The sequence below is a fragment of the Dactylosporangium maewongense genome (genome assembly GCF_039531485.1).
Lineage (GTDB): Bacteria > Actinomycetota > Actinomycetes > Mycobacteriales > Micromonosporaceae > Dactylosporangium > Dactylosporangium maewongense.
This window is the reverse complement of sequence record NZ_BAAAQD010000004.1, coordinates 441,589-461,521: the sequence shown is the minus strand read 5'-3', so window position 1 is coordinate 461,521 and position 19,933 is coordinate 441,589. Positions and strand designations below refer to the sequence as shown.

14 protein-coding genes and 1 pseudogene are annotated in these 19,933 nt (G+C 72.0%); 7 read left to right on the top strand and 8 right to left on the bottom strand.

Annotated features, from left to right (window positions below; genetic code table 11):
* Positions 1-18 precede the first annotated feature (18 nt).
* The 3 genes from ABD332_RS14150 to ABD332_RS14140 form a co-directional block, all read right to left on the bottom strand.
* Entirely contained in the window at positions 19-3,846 is a 3,828-nt protein-coding gene (locus ABD332_RS14150; RefSeq protein ID WP_344502304.1) for a PA14 domain-containing protein, read from the bottom strand.
* A 193-nt stretch (positions 3,847-4,039) separates the two neighbouring features.
* On the bottom strand, positions 4,040-5,323 hold the full coding sequence (locus ABD332_RS14145; protein WP_344502303.1) for a cytochrome P450: 1,284 nt from the start codon (positions 5,321-5,323) through the stop codon (positions 4,040-4,042).
* Between the two features lie 37 nt (positions 5,324-5,360).
* Entirely contained in the window at positions 5,361-6,863 is a 1,503-nt protein-coding gene (locus ABD332_RS14140; protein ID WP_344502302.1) for an MFS transporter, read from the bottom strand.
* Between the two features lie 224 nt (positions 6,864-7,087).
* Between ABD332_RS14140 and ABD332_RS14135 the strand changes: the two genes are divergently transcribed.
* Positions 7,088-8,839 carry a galactose-binding domain-containing protein gene (locus ABD332_RS14135; RefSeq protein WP_344502301.1) on the top strand — a complete coding sequence of 584 codons (1,752 nt, stop codon included), beginning with the start codon at positions 7,088-7,090 and terminating at the stop codon, positions 8,837-8,839.
* Between the two features lie 134 nt (positions 8,840-8,973).
* Here ABD332_RS14135 and ABD332_RS14130 read toward each other — a convergent pair whose 3' ends face one another.
* Positions 8,974-11,187 carry a peptidase M6 immune inhibitor A gene (locus ABD332_RS14130; protein ID WP_344502300.1) on the bottom strand — a complete coding sequence of 738 codons (2,214 nt, stop codon included), beginning with the start codon at positions 11,185-11,187 and terminating at the stop codon, positions 8,974-8,976.
* A gap of 184 nt (positions 11,188-11,371) precedes the next feature.
* On the bottom strand, positions 11,372-12,544 hold the full coding sequence (locus ABD332_RS14125) for a hypothetical protein (protein ID WP_344502299.1): 1,173 nt from the start codon (positions 12,542-12,544) through the stop codon (positions 11,372-11,374).
* Between the two features lie 105 nt (positions 12,545-12,649).
* On the opposite strand from ABD332_RS14125, the gene ABD332_RS14120 reads away from it, so the two are divergent.
* The 3 genes from ABD332_RS14120 to ABD332_RS14110 all read left to right on the top strand — a co-directional run bounded on the left by ABD332_RS14120 (position 12,650) and on the right by ABD332_RS14110 (position 14,975).
* Positions 12,650-13,351 carry a carbon-nitrogen hydrolase family protein gene (locus ABD332_RS14120; protein WP_344502298.1) on the top strand — a complete coding sequence of 234 codons (702 nt, stop codon included), beginning with the start codon at positions 12,650-12,652 and terminating at the stop codon, positions 13,349-13,351.
* Positions 13,352-13,417: 66 nt separating this feature from the next.
* Complete coding sequence (locus tag ABD332_RS14115; protein ID WP_344502297.1) at positions 13,418-14,104, top strand: FadR/GntR family transcriptional regulator; 687 nt, start codon at positions 13,418-13,420, stop codon at positions 14,102-14,104.
* A gap of 34 nt (positions 14,105-14,138) precedes the next feature.
* Positions 14,139-14,975 (top strand): fumarylacetoacetate hydrolase family protein, encoded by an 837-nt coding sequence (locus ABD332_RS14110; protein WP_344502296.1) that lies wholly within the window; start codon positions 14,139-14,141, stop codon positions 14,973-14,975.
* A gap of 76 nt (positions 14,976-15,051) precedes the next feature.
* On the opposite strand, the gene ABD332_RS14105 is transcribed toward ABD332_RS14110, so the two are convergent.
* Together ABD332_RS14105 and ABD332_RS14100 are read right to left on the bottom strand one after the other, a co-directional pair.
* Positions 15,052-15,717 (bottom strand): response regulator, encoded by a 666-nt coding sequence (locus ABD332_RS14105; RefSeq protein ID WP_344502295.1) that lies wholly within the window; start codon positions 15,715-15,717, stop codon positions 15,052-15,054.
* A complete protein-coding gene (locus ABD332_RS14100; protein WP_344502294.1) occupies positions 15,714-16,637 on the bottom strand; it encodes a sensor histidine kinase in 924 nt (307 codons plus the stop codon). Before ABD332_RS14100 ends, ABD332_RS14105 begins: the two co-directional genes overlap by 4 nt.
* A gap of 360 nt (positions 16,638-16,997) precedes the next feature.
* On the opposite strand from ABD332_RS14100, the gene ABD332_RS14095 reads away from it, so the two are divergent.
* A complete protein-coding gene (locus ABD332_RS14095; protein WP_344502293.1) occupies positions 16,998-17,705 on the top strand; it encodes a DUF4386 domain-containing protein in 708 nt (235 codons plus the stop codon).
* A 36-nt stretch (positions 17,706-17,741) separates the two neighbouring features.
* On the opposite strand, the gene ABD332_RS14090 is transcribed toward ABD332_RS14095, so the two are convergent.
* Entirely contained in the window at positions 17,742-18,578 is an 837-nt protein-coding gene (locus ABD332_RS14090) for a class I SAM-dependent methyltransferase (protein WP_344502292.1), read from the bottom strand.
* Positions 18,579-18,660: 82 nt separating this feature from the next.
* Between ABD332_RS14090 and ABD332_RS14085 the strand changes: the two genes are divergently transcribed.
* On the top strand, positions 18,661-19,398 hold the full coding sequence (locus tag ABD332_RS14085; RefSeq protein WP_344502291.1) for a winged helix-turn-helix transcriptional regulator: 738 nt from the start codon (positions 18,661-18,663) through the stop codon (positions 19,396-19,398).
* 6 nt (positions 19,399-19,404) lie between these two features.
* Positions 19,405-19,896 (top strand): annotated as a pseudogene (locus ABD332_RS14080) (Uma2 family endonuclease); the annotation flags it as partial.
* Between the last annotated feature and the right edge of the window lie 37 nt (positions 19,897-19,933).

Genomic DNA, 19,933 nt, shown 5'->3' with positions numbered 1-19,933 from the left:
CGATACGACCGATGAGCTTCACAACCGGATGACCGAACAGCGCGCCAGTGCGCCGCCGCCGCTGTCGAAGTACTCGACGGTGACCGTGTGGTCGCCTTCGGACAGCGGGGTTTCGAACGTGTACGTGGTCGGCGGGTGGTCGGACCATCCGTCGATCACCACGGCTCCGTCGATCGAGACGCGGATGCCGTCGTCACTGGTGGCGGTGATGCGGTACGTGCCGCCGGGCAGGTGGTCGGTCCTGGTCCAGCGGGCGGAGAACCCGTCGGCCGGCAGCCCCTCGGCCGGGGCACCGAGGCCCCAGTCGTGGTCGACGGCCAGGTCCTGCCGGGTCAGGACGGGTTCCCCGGTGGCGGTCGGGTTGGCGTAGAAGGACACCGTCCACGGGGTGGGTGGCGGCGGGTCGGCGGTCTTGGCGTAGCTGAGCCGGGCGATGGCGCCGGCGGCCCGGTCGTAGTACTCGACGACGATCACGTGGGCGCCCTCGGCGAGGTTGCGCTGCACCACGAACGTGGTCGGCGGCTGGTCGCGCCACTCGTCGAGGACGAGCACGCCGTCGACGTAGAGCCGGACGCCGTCGTCGGCGAGGAGCCGGAACGTGTAGACGCCGGCGGCGAGGTTGTCGGTGCGGGTCCAGCGGGCCGAGAACCCGTCGGCGGGCACGCCGGGGCCGGGCGCGCCGAGCCCCCAGTCGAAGTCGACGGCGGCGTCCTGCCGTTGCACCGCCGGCGCCCCGGTCAGGTCGGTGCCGCGGTAGTAGGCACCGTCCCAGCCGGGTGGTGAGGTGACGTCGCCGACGCGCCGGTAGCCGAACCGCAACCGGGCGCCGGCGGCGTTCTCGTAGTACTCGACGCGGATCGTGTGCGGGCCGCCCAGCAGCAGCTTGTCGGCGGTGAACTCCTCGTTCTGCTCCCGCCAGCGGTCCAGGACGACCGCGCCGTCGACGATGACCCGGATGCCGTCGTCGCTGGCGCCGGCGAACCGGTACAGGCCGGACGGGAGCACGTCGGTGCGGGTGTAGACGGCGACGAAGTGGTCGGTGTCGATGCCGGCGCCGGGGCCGCCGTCGCCGTACGGGTGGTCGATCGCGGTCTCGTCCCGCACGAGGTCCGGCGCCCGCGACGGGATCGACGGCTGCGAGCCGGCGCCGGGCGTGTTCCAGTACCTCGCCTCGTAGGCGGGCGCCGGGGGCAGGTCGCCGGCGCGGCTCCAGCCGAGCCGGGCGAGGGCGCCGGCGGCGTTCTCGTAGTACTCCATGACGATCGTGTGCGCGCCGCCGCCGAGCGCCAGCCGGGTCCGGTACTCGGTGACGCCCTGGTCGCCCCAGTGGTCGACGACCAGCTGGGCGTCGACCCACAGCCGCACCCCGTCGTCGGACGTGGTGACGAAGTCGTAGTAGCCGGCGGTCAGCGTCAGCGGGCGGGTGTACCGCGCGACGAAGTGATCCACGTCGATCACCGGGTCGGGCGATCCGAGGCCCCAGTCGTGGTCGACGGCCGGCTCGTCGCGGCGCAGCTGCGGCGCGGTCGCCGGGACGGCCGGCGCGGATCCGGCTCCGGGGGTGTTCCAGTACTCGGCGGTGAACGTGTCGCGGGGCTGGTCCGGCGTGGTCTCCCAGGTCAGCTTCGCGCTCGCGTCGACCACGTTGTCGTAGAACTCCAGCCGGATCCTGTGCTGCCCGGCGGCGAGGTCGGCGACGTACTCGTAGGCGGTCGGGCCCTGGTCGTGCCACTGGTCGATGACGATCTGGTCGTCGATGAACAGCCGGGCGCCGTCGTCGGAGGCGACCGTGAAGCGGTACCGGCCGGTGGCGAAGAAGTCGGTCTTCGACCAGCGGGCGGAGAAGTGGTCGGCGTTCACGCCGGGGCCGGGCGGGTCGACGGACCAGATGAAGTCGACCACCGGGTCCTGCCGGGTCAGCGCGGGCGGGCCGTCGAGCTGCTGGTTGTTGAAGTACTCGCCGAGGAACGGCGCCGACGGCGCGTAGGTCGCGGTCCACGTGGTGGCGGCGGCGGGGGTGGTGACGAAGTGCCGGATCGCGCCGCCGTCGGACCAGCCGGTGAAGTGGTACACGGTGCCGTCGGCGGCGCGCGTCGTCGGCGGCGCGGCGATCTCCCGCCGGAAGCCGGTCACGCCCTGGACCGTGGACGGGGTCGGGACCGGCACCCCGTCGAGGGTCACGCCGAGGCCCGGCGGGCTGGTCGCGAACGTCATCGGCGCCGTGCGCGGGTAGATGAAGACGGACTTCGCGCTGGTGAGCCCGTTGCGGTCGGTGACGGTCACCTTGATCTCGAACCAGGTGTCGGCCGACGCCTCGCCGGTGACGGGGATCGTGAACGTGCCGACCCGGCCGGTCAGCGGCCCGACGAACGGGTGGACGTGCGTGTTGTGGTGCAGGAACACCTCGGTCTTGAGGTCGCCGTCACTGACGTCGTAGCCGGCGGCGTCGGTGCCGAACGCGTTGTAGGTGATCGTGTCGCCGGCGTCGTAGCGGGCGCCGTCGGCGGGCGCGGCGACCCGGACCGTCGGCGGGGAGCCGACCTGCACGACGATCGGCCGGGACGTGACGGTGTTGCGGCCGTCGGACACGGTCAGCGTCACCGGGTAGACGCCGACGGCGGCGTAGGTCTTCACCGGATCCGGTGCGGTGCTGCCGCTGCCGTCGCCGAGGTCCCAGTGGTACGTGAGGTCGTCGCCGTCAGGGTCGCTCGTGCCGGCGCTGGTGAAGTGGACGGTGAGCGGCTGCGGCCCGCCCGTCCGGTCGGCCTGGGCCCGCACGACCGGCGCGCCGCCCGCGAGGCTGTAGGAGACCTGGTACAGCTGGCCGGGGAAGTACGTGAGGTAGTACAGCGAGCCGTCGGGGGCGACCTTCAGGTCCACGACGCTGCCGGCGTCGGGGTCGAAGTCGCGGACCTGGGTGATCTGCCCGGCGTCGTCGAGCAGCGCCTGCTTGATGAAGCCGCGCGAGTAGTCGCCGAAGAACATGCTGCCCTGGTACTCGGCGGGGAACTGGCCACCGTGGTAGACCGGGCCGGCGGTCACCGCGCCGCTGCCGCCGTCGTGGTTGTAGGCGTGCAGCGGCTCGGTGTAGCCGGCGCAGCCGGCGGTGCAGCGGCCCTCGTGGACCGGCCAGCCGTAGTTGCCGCCCTTGACGATGAGGTTGAGCTCTTCCCACGTGTAGTCGCCGACGTCGCCGCCGTAGAGCCGGCCGGTGGCGCCGTCGAACTGGAACCGCCACGGGTTGCGGAATCCGTATGCCCAGATCGCACCGAGTTTTCCGGGCTGCCCCGCGAAAGGGTTGTCCGGCGGAATGGTGCCGTCCGGGTTGATCCGCAGAATTTTGCCGTGCGGGTTGGTCAGATCCTGTGCGTTCGGTGGATAGCCGTTGTCGCCGACGGCGAAGTAGAGCTTTCCGTCGGGTCCGAACCTGATGCTTCCGCCGACGTGCAGCAGCTGCGACGGTGATTGTGTCTGAAATATGGTGTACGGGCCGTCGGTGCCGATGTCGCCCGATGCGTCGAATCGCACGAGGTGATTGAGCAGGTCGTGCCCGGTGTAATAGAAATACACGAAGTGATTGGCGATGCCGAACCCTGGGTCGAAGGCGATGCCGATCAGCCCGCGGTCGCCGGAGGCCTCGGAGGGCAGGTCAGCGAAGGGTTCGGGCAGCAGGTGCCCGTCCTTGAAGATCTTGATCTTGCCGGTTCGCTCGAGGATGAAGATCCGGCCGTCGGGCGCGATGTCGAACCCCGACGGGCCGTCGAGCCCGACGCCCGCGACGAGCTGCGTGGAGAAACCGGGTGGCGTCGCGGCGCCGGCCGGCACCGGGCCGAGCAATGACGCCACCAGTGTCAGCAATGCGACAAATAGCAGATGCCTGCGCAACATTCCACCCCACAGTCGTCCCTCGGCATGCATCCTCGGGGCGTCGTGTGATGTGGGAACAACAATTTCGCGTCGGCATTGTTTCGTCGCTGCCGGTCATTTCATCGGCGTGCGGAAATGCGGCGGAATTGTTCCGCCGGAAACACGGCCGAGGTCAGACGGTCACCGACACGGCGACGGGCAGCGACTCGTAGCCGCGCAGCACCCGGGTCTTGCGGCGCCGTGGCTCGCCGGCGACGGTGAGGCCGGGGTGGCGGTCGAAGAGGGTGCGCAGCCCGATCTCGCCCTCCAGCCGGGCCAGGGCGGCGCCGAGGCAGTAGTGCACGCCGCCGGAGAAGGACAGGTGGTCGCGGGCGTTGGCGCGGGTGACGTCGAAGCGGCCGGGGTCGGCGAAGACGGCGGGATCGCGGTTGGCGCCGCCGAGCATCGGCACGACCACGTGGCCGGGATGCAGCTGGATGCCGGCGATCTCCACGGGCCGCTGGCAGATGCGTGCCGAGTTCTGCACCGGGGAGTCGAACCGCAGCATCTCCTCCACGGCCCCGCGCCACAGCGACGGGTCGTCCCGCAGCAGCTCCAGCTGCGCCGGGTGCGCCATCAGCAGCGCCGCGCCCGTGCCGAGCAGGTTGACCGTCGTCTCGAAGCCGGCGGCGAGCAGCAGGCCCGCGGTGGCGAGCAGCTCGTCGTCGGTGAGCTGCTCACCCTCCAGGTGCACCAGCTGGCTGAGCAGGTCGTCGCCGGGCTCGCGGCGCAGCCGCTCGAAGTGCCCGCGCATCCACGCGTTGCTCTGCCGGATGCCGATCTCGGTGCGCCGGTACTGCCGGTACGTGAGCCCCAGGTCGAGCGTCGGCGCGGCCATGGTGCCCCAGTCGAGGAACTGCCGGCGCATGGCCAGGGGCACGCCGAGGATGTCGGCGATGACGGTGACGGGCAGCAGCGCCGCGTACTGCTCCACCAGGTCGAACCGCGGGCCCAGGCCGTCCAGGAGCTCCTCGGCGGTCCGCTCGATCTTGGGCCGCAGCGCCTCGATCGCCCGGGCGGTGAAGACCTTCGAGACCAGCCGCCGGTAGCGGGTGTGGTCCGGCGGGTCGGTGACGAGCATCGACGGCGGGTCGACCGGCCCGATCGGGGCGGTGCGCCGGCCGAGCCGCCACAGCAGCGCGATCGGCGCCGGCAGCCGCTGGTCGTTGAACCCGACGCCGAACGCCTCGCTGCGCAGCACCGCCGACGCCACGTCGTGCCGCGCGGTCGCCCACATGATCCGCCCGTGGACCAGCGGCCCCTGCGCACGGATCTGGTCGTAGAAGGGGTACGGGTCCGCGCGGACGGCGGGGTCGACGAAGAACCGCGCCTGCGGGTCACCCTTGCGGGCGGCGGCGCTGATGCCCAGTCGCGCGAACCCGTGCCTCGTCGCCCACCGCACCAGCGTCCCGCTCATGGTACTAGACGGTACCATGAGCGGGGCCCAGTGATGGTCAGCCCGTCGAGCGGGGGCGGGTGGTGACGGCGGAGAGCGGGACGGCGACGTCCTCCAGGGGCTTGCCCTCGGCGTCGACGCCGAGGAACCATGCGACGACGCCGCCGACGATCATCACCGCGGCGCCGATCAGGTAGCCGATGAAGAGCTTTCCGGGGTCCTCACCCTCACCGATGAGCCAGCCGTAGAAGATCGGGCCGATGGCGCCGAAGCACTGGGCGATCGCGAAGAACACGGCGATCGCCTGGGCCCGGATCTCCAGCGGGAAGATCTCGCTGACGGTCAGGTAGGCGGCGCTGGCGCCGGCCGAGGCGAAGAAGAAGATGACGCACCAGGCGAGGGTCTGCGTGAACGCGTTGAGCATCCCCGCGTAAAACATCCAGGCCGAGATGGCCAGGAGGATGCCGGAGAGCAGGTACGTGCCGGTGATCATCTTGCGGCGGCCGACGGTGTCGAAGAGGTGGCCGAGCAGGAGCGGGCCGGCCAGGTTGCCGACGGCGAAGGCGATCAGGTAGATCGGGGTCCTCTCCGCGTCGACGTCGTAGAACTTCGACAGCACCAGCGTGTAGGTGAAGAAGATGGCGTTGTACAGGAAGGACTGCGTGATCATGAGGGTCGCGGACAGCGCCGACCGGGACGGCATCCGCCGGAACAGGACCTTGACCAGCGACAGGTAGCCGTGCGAGGTGGACGGCTTGATCTCGATGGCGGCGCGCTCGTCGACCGGGGCGAGGGTCTGGCCCGACCGCTCCACGTCCCGCTCGATCGCCGCGATGCTCTCCTCCGCCTCCCGCTCGCGCCCGTGCATGATCAGCCAGCGGGGGCTCTCCGGCAGGTGCCTGCGCAGGTTCCAGATGAGCAGACCGATGATCGGCCCGATCAGGAACCCGAGCCGCCAGCTGATGTTGAGCGAGATGTGGTTCAGCAGGATGTACGTGCCGAGCGTGCCGATGATGGCGCCGCCCCAGTAGGTGCCGTTCACGCCGATGTCGACGCGGCCGCGGTACTTCGCCGGCATCATCTCGTCGATCGCGGAGTTGATGGCGGCGTACTCACCGCCGATGCCGGCCCCGGCGATGAACCTGGTCAGGTAGAGGAAGATCAGGCTCAGCGTGCTGTTTCCCCAGGTGAGCGCGGTCAGCGCGTTGCCGGCGAGGTAGACGCCGAGCGTGACGATGAACAGGTTCTTGCGGCCGAGCGCGTCGGACAGGCGGCCGAAGAGCAGCGCGCCGAAGACCTCGCCCAGCAGGTACACGGTGGCGATGGCGCCGACCTGCGTGCTGCTGAGCCCGAGCGTCTCCTCCTTGTTGAGCACCGCTCCGACGGCGCTCGCGATGGTGATCTCCAGGCCGTCGAGGACCCAGGCGGTGCCCAGCGCCAACACCATCCTGGTGTGGAACGGAGCCCAGGTGAGCCGGTCGATCCGGGCCGGGATCAGGCTGCGGATGACGCCGCCGGTCGACCCTGCGGCTGACTGAGGGCTGGATTGCGGGTCGGACAAGGTGCACCTCCCAGGATTCCCTGACAAGCCCCGTGCCCGCATCGGCGAACCTCAAAACGCGGTCTTGACGCTGGACCACCGATCGACCACGCTGAGTCCCGAGAGAGCGCTCTCTTCACGCGGTACGACCGGACGCCCGCCAGCACCGGCAACCGCCCTCCCGGTGCATCGGCACGGCGCGGCGACGGTCCCGCACGCCCCTATCCATGCCCAGGGAGAGCACCATGCACAGACTCAAGGGCCGGCGCCTCGCCGGTCTGCTCGTGGCGACCCTGATCGCCGGGTACGCCGCCGTCACCGTCACCACGGAGGCCAGTGCCGCCGGCGCCCTGCTGTCGCAGGGCAAGCCGACCACCGCGTCGTCGACGGAGAACGCCGCGTCCGGCGCGGCCCTCGCCACCGACGGCAACACCGGCACCCGCTGGTCCAGCGCGTTCAGCGACCCGCAGTGGATCCAGGTCGACCTCGGCGCGACCGCCACGGTCGACCAGGTCGTGCTCAACTGGGAGGCCGCCTACGCCCGCTCGTTCACCATCCAGCTGTCCACCAACGGGACCACCTGGACGACCGCCTACACCACCACCACCGGCACCGGCGGGGTCCAGACCCTCGCCGTGTCGGGCAGCGCCCGCTACGTGCGGATGAACGGCACCGCCCGGGCGACGGCCTACGGCTACTCGCTGTGGGAGTTCCAGGTGTACGGCACGACCGGCGGCACCGGCTGCGGCACGGCGAACGCCGCCCAGGGCCGCCCGGCCACCGCGTCGTCGACGGAGAACGCGGCGTCGCCCGCGTCGGCCGCCTTCGACGGCAACACCGGCACCCGCTGGTCCAGCGCGTTCAGCGACCCCCAGTGGATCCAGGTCGACCTCGGCGCCACCGCCACGATCTGCCAGGTGGTGCTCAACTGGGAGGCCGCCTACGCCAGCGCGTACAGCGTCCAGGTCTCCACGAACGGCAGCACCTGGACGTCGATCTACTCCACCACCGCCGGCACCGGCGGCGTCCAGACCCTCACCGTCAACGCGAGCGGCCGGTACGTGCGGATGAACGGCACCGCCCGCGCCACCGCCTACGGCTACTCGCTGTGGGAGTTCCAGGTCCGCACGACCGGACCGGTGACCCCGACGTCGCAGCCGCCGACCTCGCAGCCGCCGGGGTCGTTCTGGGGCGACACCAGCTCCATCCCCAACCCGTCCAACGTCGTCATGGTCAAGGTGCTCAACCGCACCAACGGGCAGTACCCCGACAGTCAGGTGTACTGGAGCTTCAACGGCCAGACGCACAGCATCGCCGAGCAGCCGTACCTGGACATGCCGGCCAACTCCGCCGGCCGGATGTACTTCTACCTCGGCAGCCCGAACAGCCAGTACTACGACTTCATCGAGTTCACCGTCGGGCCGTCGGTCTTCAACGGCAACACCACCCGCGTCGACGCGTTCGGGCTGAAGCTGGCGATGCGGCTGCACGCCCGCGACGGCTACGACGTGCAGGTCGGCGAGGACCAGGCCACGTTCGCCGAGAGCCGCGCGGCGACGTTCCAGCGGTTCATCGACGAGGTGCCGGCCCAGTTCGACGTCCTGGCGCAGTCGCAGGCGCCGTACCGGATCATCGCGCCGGGCAGCGACCCGACGTTCCGCGCCGGCGGCGTCAACGCGAACTACTTCACCGCGTACGCCTCGCAGTACGGCATCAACGCCCCGACGTCCGACGTCTTCGGCTGCGCCGGGGTGCTCGCCAACGACCCGGCGAACTGCGCGGCGCTCAACCGGCACGTGCGGCAGCTGCCGCAGTCGGATTGGTCGACGCCGGGCCTGTACTACCAGGCCGCGCCGGCGAACTACTACGCCAAGTTCTGGCACGACCACGCCATCGACAAGCTGTCGTACGGGTTCCCGTACGACGACTACGCCGGCCAGTCGTCGTTCGTCTCGCACGGCAACCCGCAGTGGCTGCTGGTGGCCGTCGGCTGGTGACGCGTCACAGCAACGCTGAAGGCCGGTAGCGCCTTCTCAGCGACGCGCGACACGCAGTACAGCAGCGGCAAACGCAACGACGGGCACCCCTCGCACGAGGCAAGGGGTGCCCGCCGTCATGGCACCCGGAGGTGTCAGGCAGCTCCGCCCGGCTGGACGACGCCGTTCACCGTGAGGGTGTACGGCGCGTACTGCTGGACCTGCTCCGTCGGCTCGTCGTAGGCGACGACCGCCACGACCTTCGGGAACAGCGACAGCAGCGCCAGCTGGATCCAGTTGAGCGTGATGCTGTTCTTACCGGTGAACTCGAACTGCCACGCGAGGTGGTTCGCCTCGTCGATGCCGACGAGCTTCACGTGCCAGTTCTTGACCTTGACCGGGGTGATCTCCGTCGGCGACTTGAACGGCGCCAGGCTGGAGCCGTCGCTCAGCAGGGTGCCGCCGAGCTTGATGTCGTCGACGAGCAGGCCGCCCTCGTTGACACCGCCGTCGCTGACGTAGCGGACGCCCAGCAGGATCGACTTGCCCGCGTACGCGGACAGGTCGAAGCTGTGCGCCTCGAAGCCGTTCGTCGTGCCGTTCAGGCCGGGGCCGAGCGGCGCGTCAACGGTCCTGTCACCGGGGATCGCGGTGTAGGTCGTGCCACCGTCGGTGGAGACCACGATGTAGCCGTAGTCGTAACCGAGCTCGGCGCCGTACTTCGCCTGGAAGGTCAGCGTCGCGTTGGAGGCGGGGACCGTCACCGGGATGACCGCGGTGGCGTCGGTGTTGTTGGCGTTGCCCGAGAACAGCACCGAGTTGCCCGGCCGGTCGGGGTCGTTGTTCACCAGCGTCCAGGCCAGCGGGACCGCCGGCAGCTGGGTCGCGCCCGTGAACTTCAAGGACCGCAGGTCCTTGCCCTTGATGGCCGTGCCGTTCTTCTGCAGCAGCACGTAGTCGGCGCCGTTGGGGGCCGCTCCGGGCACGCTGTAGCTCTGGGTGTTCGCCAGGTTCACCGAGGAGCGGACGCTCTTCGACGTGACCTTGGACTTGTCGGCGCCGAGCACGAGGCTCCAGCGCGAGTCGTCCAGGAGCTTGTCCAGCAGCACCGACGACTGGTAGTCGTGCAGCACCGTGTACGCGTCCTTGGCACCCTCGGCCTTCACGGCCGCGTCGACGCTCTTGATGCCCTGCAGGGCGCCGTCGCGGTGCAGCTTCTCGATGATGTCCTGACCGTAGTGGTCGTAGAGGTACAGCATGAACTGGTACGCGTTGCCGTAGTCGGCGAGCACACCGGCGCCGCTGCCGCCCTCACCCCAGAGGTTGAGCGAGTTCTGGGCACCACCGCAGTCACGGGGGTTGGGGTTGAAGGGTGTCTGCACCGGGCCGTAGCCCTGGAAGCAGTACAGGTGGCTGTCGCCGCCCTTGTCGTAGACCGTCTTGGTGCCGTCGACGTAGCCGGTGAGCGTCTGCGCGAAGTCCGCGAGACCCTCGTTGAGCCACGTCGTCTCGTTCGGGTCGACGTAGGACAGCAGCAGGTGCTGCCACTCGTGCGCGAACGTGCCCTCGTAGAGGGTCGGCCGGGCCGGGCGGCTGGTGCAGACGTCACTGCTCGGCGCGTCGACGGGGTTGGCGCCGGTACGGTGCTCCCAGTCGTACGCGTCGATCGTCATGACGTTGCGGTCGAACAGTTCGTTGAACTGCGTCGAGAAGAAGCCCGCGATGTAGGTCGTGGCGGCCGGGAACGTGTAGTAGTTGTCGTCCCGGACGTTGTCGACCAGCGTGACGGTCTTCTCGCCGCCGCCGGTGTAGACGCCGCCGTTGCCGTTGGCGTCCGGTCCGAGCAGCGCGTTGCTGCCGTCCCGGTTCGGCGGCGTGCTGAAGGCGGCGGTCTCCTTCGGGTACATGTTGGTGTCGAACTCGTGGATGAAGTTCGCCACCTGCGCGTCGGTGACCGTGGTCGTGTTCGGCACCGCGTTACGGCAGTCGCCCGCCGGGAACGAGGTGTCGACCGCGACCCAGACCTCGATGTGCTCGCCGACACCGCGCAGGACGTAGTCCTTGCGGTACAGCCGGCCCTGGTAGTCGTCCGAACCCAGCCACTGACGGACCGTGCCGACCGTCGGGGTCTCCCCCGCGGCCAGCGAGCGCCGCTGCTGCGCCGGCTTCGCCATCTTCGACGTGTCGACCAGCTTGCCGTCCAACGTGAACTGGGTCCGCGTCATGTGCCGCGTGTCGGACGTCTTGCTCGCACCGGACGCCGCAGGCGCCTTGACCGGGGCCGCCGACGCCGGGGAAACCGGCAGGGCGACGAGCACCGGCGCGGCGAGGACGACGACCGCGGTCGTGACCAGGCGTTTCCGCACCATGAAGCCTCCTCAAGTCGGCCCGCAGCACCGGGCGGGGGTGACCGCGACCGGAAACCGACAGACCGAACCCGTGATGATATTGACAAGGCACACTATCGCCGCGGCATCCATCGGCAACGTTCGCATCGAATAGCGAGGGTGTCGACGAGGGATCGCGTGCATTCGGTGCGGTCAATGCACGGATTCAGCAGGCGGGTGCCGCGCCACCTGACGTCGAGGAGATGTACGCGTGGCTGACGTACTGCCCGGCGCCGACGCGGTCCCAGCGGGTCGTCGTGCCGTAGGGTCCGGCGATCGACTGGCCGGTCACCCAGCACTCGATCGGCACCTGGGCGTAGGTCGCGGCGTACCCCTTGCTCGCGAAGCTCGAGCCGGCGCCGGCGCGGATGTTCAGCGGCCCGCTGCCGATGACGCCGCGCGGCCCGCCGGCCGTCCACAGGTAGGCGACGTCGACCCACGCGTTGTTCGTCAGCTGCAGCCCGTCCCAGAAGACGCCGTCGCCGAGGTCGATGCCCGCGGGGTTGGCGACGGTGCGGCCGAACTGGTCCTTCCCGCCGTTGTAGCCGTTCTGGTACGCCGCCTGCGCCTCGGGCCGGCCCTGCGGGAGGTCCTTCCACGACTGGCGGGTCGCCGGCGGGTTCCAGTAGTCGTCGGTGGTGTTCCACGGGCCGACGTCCCAGACGGGGGCGAACTCGCACCGCGCGCCGCTGGTCGTGCAGACCCGCACGGTGTAGTCGCCGGTGCCCTTCGGTGACAGGCCGCGCCGCGACGGCAGCGCCACGAAGTGGTCCCGGCTGGTGATCACGTGGCCGTTCGCGGTGGTGCCGCCGACGAGCCCTTCGCGGGTCGCGTACACCCGGTAGACGTTGCCGACGGCGGCGAGCCCGGTCGCGGCGGGCGCGCTGGAGGCCGCCAGCCGCACGGCGGTCACGGACGCCGCCCCGGTCAGGACCACCCGCACCTCGACGACGCCGACGGACTCCTTGAGCGGGGTGCCTGCCGTCTGCCACTCGGTCCACTGGTCGCCGCGGCGGCCGCGGTACTCGACGTCCGCCGATCCGGTGACGGCGGCCGTGACCAGGTTCGCGGGCGTGGCGAGGGTGTGCGCGGCGGTGAGCAGCATGCCCTGCGCCACCGGCGCCCGCTGCCCGCCCGGCGCGGTGGACGGGTCGGCGAGCCGCAGCGCGGCGCCGGTCCAGGCGACGTTGACGTCGTCGCCGCCGACGGCGCGCAGCTCGGCGCTCCAGGCGTTGGACGGGTCCGCGGACACCTCCGGCTGCCCCGGGGTGGCGTGCGCGGGCGTGGGGACGGTCAGGAGCGCAAGCGCCGCGAGGGCGGGGAACCACCGGTTCAGCACCCTCGCAGCCAACCATCGACATCGATGAACGTCAAGATGTTGCCGGCGGGTGACCCTGGTGCGGCCGGGCCTCGGGGACGGCCGCCCGCCACGTAAGATTCACGGATGCCTCTGATCGTCGCCGTCGCACAGCCGGAGTGCGACGCCTTTGACGTGGCCGCCAACGCCGCCACCCACGCGGCGGTGGTCCACGCGGCGGGCGCGCGGGTCGTCGTCTTCCCCGAGCTGTCACTGACGGGCTATGAGCTCGACGCCGACGTGGTGCCGGTGGACCACCCCGCCCTGTCCCCGCTCCTGGACGCCTGCCAGGACACGGGCACGCTCGCCCTGGCCGGCGCGCCGGTCGACGGCGCCGGCGGCCCGCACATCGCGGTCCTGGCCGTGGACGGCGTCGCCGGCACGGTCACCGTCGCCTACCGCAAGGTGCACCTGGGCACCTCCGAGCAGCGCCGCTTCCGGCCCGCCGAGGGTCCCGCCGTCGTCACCGTCGACGGGTACCGGCTGGGCCTCGCCGTCTGCAAGGACACCTCGGTCCCGGAGCACCAGGCGCGCACGGCCGCCCTCGGCATCGACGTGTACGCCGCCGCCATGTGCATGTCCGCCGACGAGCTCGCCGAGCAGGACTGCCGGGGCGCCCGCATCGCCAAGGCGCACGGGGTGTGGGTCGCGCTCGCCAGCTTCGCCGGCCCGACCGGCGACGGCTACGCCGACACCGCCGGCCACTCGACGATCTGGTCCCCGGACGGCACCGCGGTCGCCCGGACCGGCGCCGACCCCGGCACGTTCGCCGTCGCCACCCTGCCGTAGCGGCTCGCCGGTCCGCCTCACCGCCCACCCCGTGCCCACCTCAGAGCCTGCCGTAGCGTGGGCGGGGTGAGCGGCGCGGAGTTCGCGAAGGTGGAGCGCACCTCGGCGGCGGCGGGGGCGGTGCGCACCATCCAGCAGATGATCGTCGACGGGCGGCTCGCGCCGGGGCAGCGGCTGCCGCCGGAGCGCGAGCTCAGCGAGCTGCTCGGGATCAGCCGGCCGACGCTGCGCGAGACGATCCGGGCGCTCGTCGGGCTCAACATCCTGGAGAGCCGGCACGGCGCGGGCACGTTCGTCGCGGGGCTGTCCACGGCGGCGCTGCTGGAGCCGATGCGCTTCGTGATGGCGCTCAACGAGCGCACCGTGGAGGAGCTGTTCGAGGCGCGCCTGCTGCTCGAGCCGGCCCTGGCCGCCCTCGCCGCCCAGCGGGCCACCGGCGAGCAGGTCGCGGCCATGCGGGCGGCGATCCTCGGCGAGGACCAGGTCGAGGCCGACGTGCGGCTGCACCGGCTGATCGCCGGCGCGTCGGGCAACGCGCTGCTCGCCGCGATGCTGGAGTCCCTGTCCGGGCTCGGCCGGTCGAGCCGGTCCATGACGTCGGGGCGGCCCGGTGTCCACGAGCGGACGGCCGGGGACCACGAGGCCATCGTCGCGGCCGTGGAGGCGCGCGACCCCGACGCCGCGCGCCGGGCCATGACGGCGCACCTGGAGCGGATCGCGACCGTCGCCCGCGAAGGGCATGGATTGGCTTGACCACTTGGCCACTTCGCTCGTACCGTGGCAGCCCATGAGACTTGCCCGGCTTGGACCCTCCGGTGCCGAACGACCCGTGGTGCTCGACGCCGAGGGCCGCGCGCGGAGCCTCGAGGGGCTGACCGCCGACATCGACGGCGCGTTCCTCGCCGCCGACGGGATCGCCCGCGTCCGCGACGCCCTCGACACCCTGCCCGTGCTCCCCGAGCAGGACCTCCGCCGGGGCGCGCCGGTCGCCCGCCCCGGCAAGGTCGTCTGCATCGGGCTCAACTACCGCGCGCACGCCGCGGAGTCCGGCGCCGAGCCGCCCGCCGAGCCGGTCGTGTTCATGAAGGCGGCCGACACGGTCGTCGGCCCCGACGACGACGTGCGCATCCCGCGCAACAGCGTCAAGACCGACTACGAGGTCGAGCTCGCGGTCGTCATCGGCCGCGAGGCGCGCTACCTCGACAGCCCCGCCGACGCCGCCGCCCACATCGCCGGCTACGCCATCAGCAACGACGTCTCCGAGCGCGAGTTCCAGCTGGAGCGCGGCGGCCAGTGGGACAAGGGCAAGTCGTGCGAGACGTTCAACCCGCTGGGCCCCTGGCTCGTGCCCGCCGACGGCCTGACGGTGCCCGAGCTGCGCCTGCGGTCGTGGGTCAACGGCGAGCCCCGCCAGGACGAGCTCGCCGGCGACATGATCTTCGACGTGCCGCACCTCGTCTGGTACCTGAGCCAGTTCATGGTGCTGCGCCCCGGCGACGTCGTGAACACCGGCACGCCGGCCGGGGTGGCGATGGGCCTGCCCGGCCAGCCGTACCTGCGCGCCGGCGACGTGATGGAGCTGGAGATCGACGGCCTGGGCCGCCAGCGCCAGCGCCTCGTCTAACCTTCCATCGACGGCCCGGGCCGGCGGCGCCGGCGCCTCGTCCAGCCCTTCTCCGCGGGCCCGGCCCGGAGCCGCCTCAGTCGAGCCAGCCGGGGCGGACCAGGCCCGCCTCGTAGGCGAAGACCACGAGCTGCGCACGGTCGCGCGCGCCGAGCTTCACCATCGCGCGCGACACGTGGGTCTTGGCGGTCGCCGGGCTCACCGTCAACCGGGCGGCGATCTCGTCGTTGGACAGGCCCTGACCGGCCAGCGCGACGACCTCCCGCTCCCGGTCGGTGAGCTCGGCCAGCCGCCGCGGCGACGCCGGGCCGGCGGTGCGGGCCGCGAACCGCTCGATGACCCGGCGGGTCACGCCCGGCGAGAGCAGCCCGTCACCGGCCGCGACGACGCGCACACCCCGGACCAGCTCGGCCAGGTCGGTGTGCTTCACCAGGAACCCGGCCGCGCCGGACCGCAGGGCCTCGGCAACGTACTCGTCCAGCTCGAACGTGGTGAGCACGAGGATGCGCACCGCGGAGAGCGCCGGGTCCGCGACGATCTGCCGGGTCGCCGCGAGGCCGTCGACGCCCGGCATCCGGATGTCCATGAGCACCACGTCGGGGCGGGTCTGGCGGGCCAGGCGCACCGCGTGCGCGCCGTCGCCCGCCTCACCGACGACCTCGATGTCCGGCTCCGCGTCGAGCAGCGCCCGGAACCCGACCCGGACCAGGGTCTGGTCGTCGGCGAGCACCACCCGGATCATGCCGCCTCCAGGGGAAGGCTCGCCTGGACCCGCCAGCCGCCCTCCGGGGCGGGCCCGGCGCTCAGCGTGCCGCCGAGCGTGGCGGCCCGCTCCCGCATACCCGTGATCCCGTTGCCGGGCCGCACCGGGGTGTGGGCCGGCGCCGCGCCGCTGCCGTCGTCGTCGACCCGGATGACCAGAGCGGCCGGCTCGTACCCGAGCGTGACGGTCGCGGCGGCGCCGGGACCGGCGTGGCGGCGGACGTTCGTCAGCGCCTCCTGCACGATGCGGTACGCCGCCCGGTCGGTGCGCGCGGGCAGCGCCCGGACCTCACCGTCCACGACGGTACGCACCGGCAGGCCGGCATCGGCGGTGAGCCCGTCGAGGCGGTCCAGCCCCGGCGCCGGCGCGCGGGGGGCCGCCTGACCGTCCGGGTAGAGCGAGTCCAGGACCGACTGCACCTCGCCCAGCGCCTCCGCGCTGGCCTGACGGATCGTGTCGAGCGCGCTGCGGGCCTGCTCCGGCTCGCGGTCCATCAGGTGCAGCCCGACGCCCGCCCGCACGTTGATCAGGGACAGGTGGTGGCCGAGCACGTCATGCAGCTCGGCGGCGATGCGCAGGCGCGCCTCACTGGCCTGCCGGCGCTCCCGCTCCTCGGCGAGGCGCCGCCGCTCGCGGAGCGCCCGGACGACCGGCCGGGCGGCCAGCGTCGCGGCCTCGGCGGCCAGGCTCAGTCCGGCAACGGCGGCCGCGCCGGCAAGCAACCGGTCCGCCGCCCCGGGGCCGAGGACCGCCCAGACGGCGTACGCGCCCGGCGCGGCCGCCCAGACCAGGATCCGGTGACCTGCCGCGAGCGCCGCCGACGCGGCGAACACCGGCGCCAGGAGCGTCACCCCGACCGGCGGCCACAGCACGTGGTACGCCACGGCGAACGCGACCACGACGACGAAGTTGCGCCGGGGGAAGCGGTGCCGGTCGGCCAGCGCGAACCCGCCGAGGACCAGCAGGGTGTAGCCGGCGGGCCCGGGCCGGCCGGCCCTGGACGAGCAGGGCCGTGCCGAGCACCTGCACGGCCGCGGTGAACAGTGCCAGGCCGGGCGCGGACCGCCGCGCCGGACCCTGGCTCTTCAGGGTCATGCGAGCACTGTAGGGCAGCCCGGGCATCCAGCACCGTCTCCGTCCGGAGGTCTTCGGCTACTCCGTACGGCGTAGCCGGGCGGCGGCGTACGACGGTGGGCGCAGCCCGGACACCGCCGCTGGACCGACGCGACCCCCGCGCCCGCACGGACACCCTGTCGGGCATGACTGACACCGTTGAGACGACTGAGACGATCTGGCCCGTCGACACCGCGCAGCGGCGCGCCGCGCGGGTCATCGGTGCCCTGTACCTCGTGCTGATGGCGGCCGGCGTGTTCGCCCAGATCTACGTGCCGGGCACGTTCCCCGGCGCGGACGACACCGCCCAGCGTTTCCTCGACCACGAGCGGCTGCTGCGGGTCGGTGCCGCCGTGGACCTGCTCTGCGACGTCGGCGACGCGGCGCTGGCCGTGGCGTACTTCGTGCTGCTGCGCAAGGTCAGCTGGCCGCTGGCGGCGCTGGGCGCTTTCTGGCGGTTGGCGCAGGTGGCGGTGCTCGCCGCGTACACGTTGACGAACACCGTCGTGCTCCAGCTCGTCAGCGGCGCCGACGAGGTGCGGGCGCTCGACCCGGACCAGGCGGCGGCGCTGGCCTGGGTGGCCACCAGCGCCCACACCGTCGGGTACAGCATCGGCCTGGTCTTCCTCGGCCTCGGCTCGACGGTCTTCGCCTATCTGCTGTACCGGTCGCGGTACGTGCCGCGGTGGCTGGCCGGGCTCGGCGTCGTGGCGTCCGCGCTGCTCGCCACGGGCAGCCTCGTCACGATCGCGTTCCCGGAGGCGACCGCGGTCGTCAACCCCGCCCTGTACGCGCCGATGTTCGTCTTCGAGATGACCACCGGCGTCCTGCTCCTGGTCCGCGGCGTGCGCTGAGCCGGCCCCCGGGGGTCGTCTCGATCCGGACAGGGGCTACTCGCCCGCCGCCGCGGTGCGGGCGGTGACCAGCAGGTACTCCCACTCCATCGCGCCGCCGCCGAGGTCGTGGCGCCGGGCCAGGTCCAGCAGGGCCTCGTCCAGCGCCGCGAGCGCCGCCGGGTCGCCGGAGTTCGCGGCGTAGACGGCGATCGTCGGGCCGTACGTGCGCTTGAAGAACTCCAGGAACGCCTCCGCGGTCGGGAACACGGTCACGGGCAGCATCCGCCGCTGTGCCACGACGTCGGTGACGCGGTCGCCGAACAGGGCACGGACGTGGGCCTCGTCGCCCCACAGCGGCGGCGGCTGGGCGCCGGGCGGCGGGGGCGGCGCGTAGGGCTTCATCGTCGCGAACATCTGCCCGATGAAGCCCTGTGGCGTCCAGTTGATCAGCCCGATCGTCCCGCCCGGCCGCAGCACGCGGACGATCTCGTCGGCGCACACCTGGTGGTGCGGGGCGAACATGACCCCGACGCACGACATCACGGTGTCGAACGCGCCCGCCGCGAACGGCAGCGCCTCCGCGTCGGCGGCCTGCCATTCGAGGGTGACGCCGTGCCGGCCGGCCAGCTCCTCGCCGGTCTCCAGCAGCTCGGGGGTGAGGTCGGTGGCGACCACGTCGGCGCCGGCCCGCGCGGCCGGGATCGCCGCGTTGCCCGAACCCGCGGCCACATCGAGAATCCGCTGCCCGGGCCCGGCGGCCACGGCCTCGGAAAGGACGGGCCCGAGCGCCGGGATGACGTCCGCGGCGACCGCCGCGTAGTCGCCCGTCGCCCACATCGCCCGGTGCTTGCTCTTCAACGCCTGGTCGGCGGTCATGTCTGTGATCTGCATGTCTTCGACCGTAGGAATCGCCGCCGGGGCGTCACCAGTACAGGATCTGTACTAGTCGCCGAGCCGACATTACGGTGCGCACATGGGAGCGTCGTACTACCAGTTCTGCCCGGTGGCCAAGACCATGGAGCTGCTCGACGAGCGCTGGACCCTGCTCGTCGTCCGCGAGCTCGTCGGCGGCGACCGGCACTTCAACGACCTGCGCCGCGGCCTGCCCCGCATGTCCCCGACACTGCTGTCGAAGCGCCTCCAGCACCTGGTCGCCGCCGGCATCGCCGAACGCCACAAGTCAGGCGTCGAGGTCCGCTACCGCCTCACCCCCGCGGGCCAGGAGCTCGCCCCGATCGTCGCCGCGCTCGGCGAGTGGGGCATCCGCTGGATCGGCCACCTCGGCGACCAGGACCTCGACCCGAAGATCCTGCTGTGGGACATGCACCGCCGGGTCGACCACGACGCGCTCCCCTCCGGCCGGACCGTCATCCAGTTCGAGTTCCCGGCCGTCGCCGCCTCCCTGCGCAACTGGTGGCTCGTCCTCACCCCCACCGAAGCGGACGTGTGCGACGCCGACCCCGGCTTCGACGTGGCCGTGCACGTGACCGCCGACCTGCGCAGCATGGTCGAGGTCTGGCTCGGCGACCTGGACTGGTCCGACGCCCTGCGCTCCGGCGCCGTCACCATCCAGGGCCCGCCCGACCTGCGCCGCGACGTGCCCGCCTGGTTCAAGCTCATCTCCTTCGCCGCCGTCCCCCGCCTGGAGCGCCCCGCCCGCCCCGTGGGCCTCCCCGCCGCACCGCTCACTCCCGAGGAACTGTCGGCATAAGATGATATGATGACGATACTCTCGGAAGAGGAGTTCCTCGCACTCGATCCGACCCTGGGCCGGGTGGAGCTCCTCGACGGAAGGTTGGTGACGGGCCCCTTGCTGAGCAACAGTCACCAGCGGGTGTCTTCACTGCTGGCGAGCGCGCTCGACGGTCCGGCCGAGGCAGCCGGCCTGCTCGCGCTGAAGGGAGTGAACGTCCGGCTGCGACCCGGCCGGATCGTCATCCCCGATGTGATCGTGGCGGACCCGGCTGACGATGACGAGCAGGTGCTGGAGGCCTGGCAGCTGACCCTTGTCGCCGAGGTCGTGGCACGTGACAACGCCCAGTCGGACCTCGTGGTCAAGATGCGGTGCTACGCGGAGGCGGGCATCGCCTGGTATCTCCTCGCCGAGCAGGAGCCGCCGGGCGCGGTGACGCTCAGGCTGCACCGGCTCGACGGCGGCCGCTATGTCGAGGGCGCGAAGGCGGGACCGGGCGAGGCGCTCACGCTGACCGAGCCCTTGGCGGTCACCCTCGACCCCGCTGCCCTGT

What these genes read in the sequence shown, in the direction of transcription:
- ABD332_RS14145 (WP_344502303.1), bottom strand. Translation starts at nt 5,323, where the DNA reads ATGAGCGGGACGCTGGTGCGGTGGGCGACGAGGCACGGGTTCGCGCGA.
- ABD332_RS14135 (WP_344502301.1), top strand. Translation starts at nt 7,088, where the DNA reads ATGCACAGACTCAAGGGCCGGCGCCTCGCCGGTCTGCTCGTGGCGACC.
- ABD332_RS14130 (WP_344502300.1), bottom strand. Translation starts at nt 11,187, where the DNA reads ATGGTGCGGAAACGCCTGGTCACGACCGCGGTCGTCGTCCTCGCCGCG.
- ABD332_RS14120 (WP_344502298.1), top strand. Translation starts at nt 12,650, where the DNA reads ATGCCTCTGATCGTCGCCGTCGCACAGCCGGAGTGCGACGCCTTTGAC.
- ABD332_RS14110 (WP_344502296.1), top strand. Translation starts at nt 14,139, where the DNA reads ATGAGACTTGCCCGGCTTGGACCCTCCGGTGCCGAACGACCCGTGGTG.
- ABD332_RS14105 (WP_344502295.1), bottom strand. Translation starts at nt 15,717, where the DNA reads ATGATCCGGGTGGTGCTCGCCGACGACCAGACCCTGGTCCGGGTCGGG.
- ABD332_RS14095 (WP_344502293.1), top strand. Translation starts at nt 16,998, where the DNA reads ATGACTGACACCGTTGAGACGACTGAGACGATCTGGCCCGTCGACACC.
- ABD332_RS14090 (WP_344502292.1), bottom strand. Translation starts at nt 18,578, where the DNA reads ATGCAGATCACAGACATGACCGCCGACCAGGCGTTGAAGAGCAAGCAC.
- ABD332_RS14085 (WP_344502291.1), top strand. Translation starts at nt 18,661, where the DNA reads ATGGGAGCGTCGTACTACCAGTTCTGCCCGGTGGCCAAGACCATGGAG.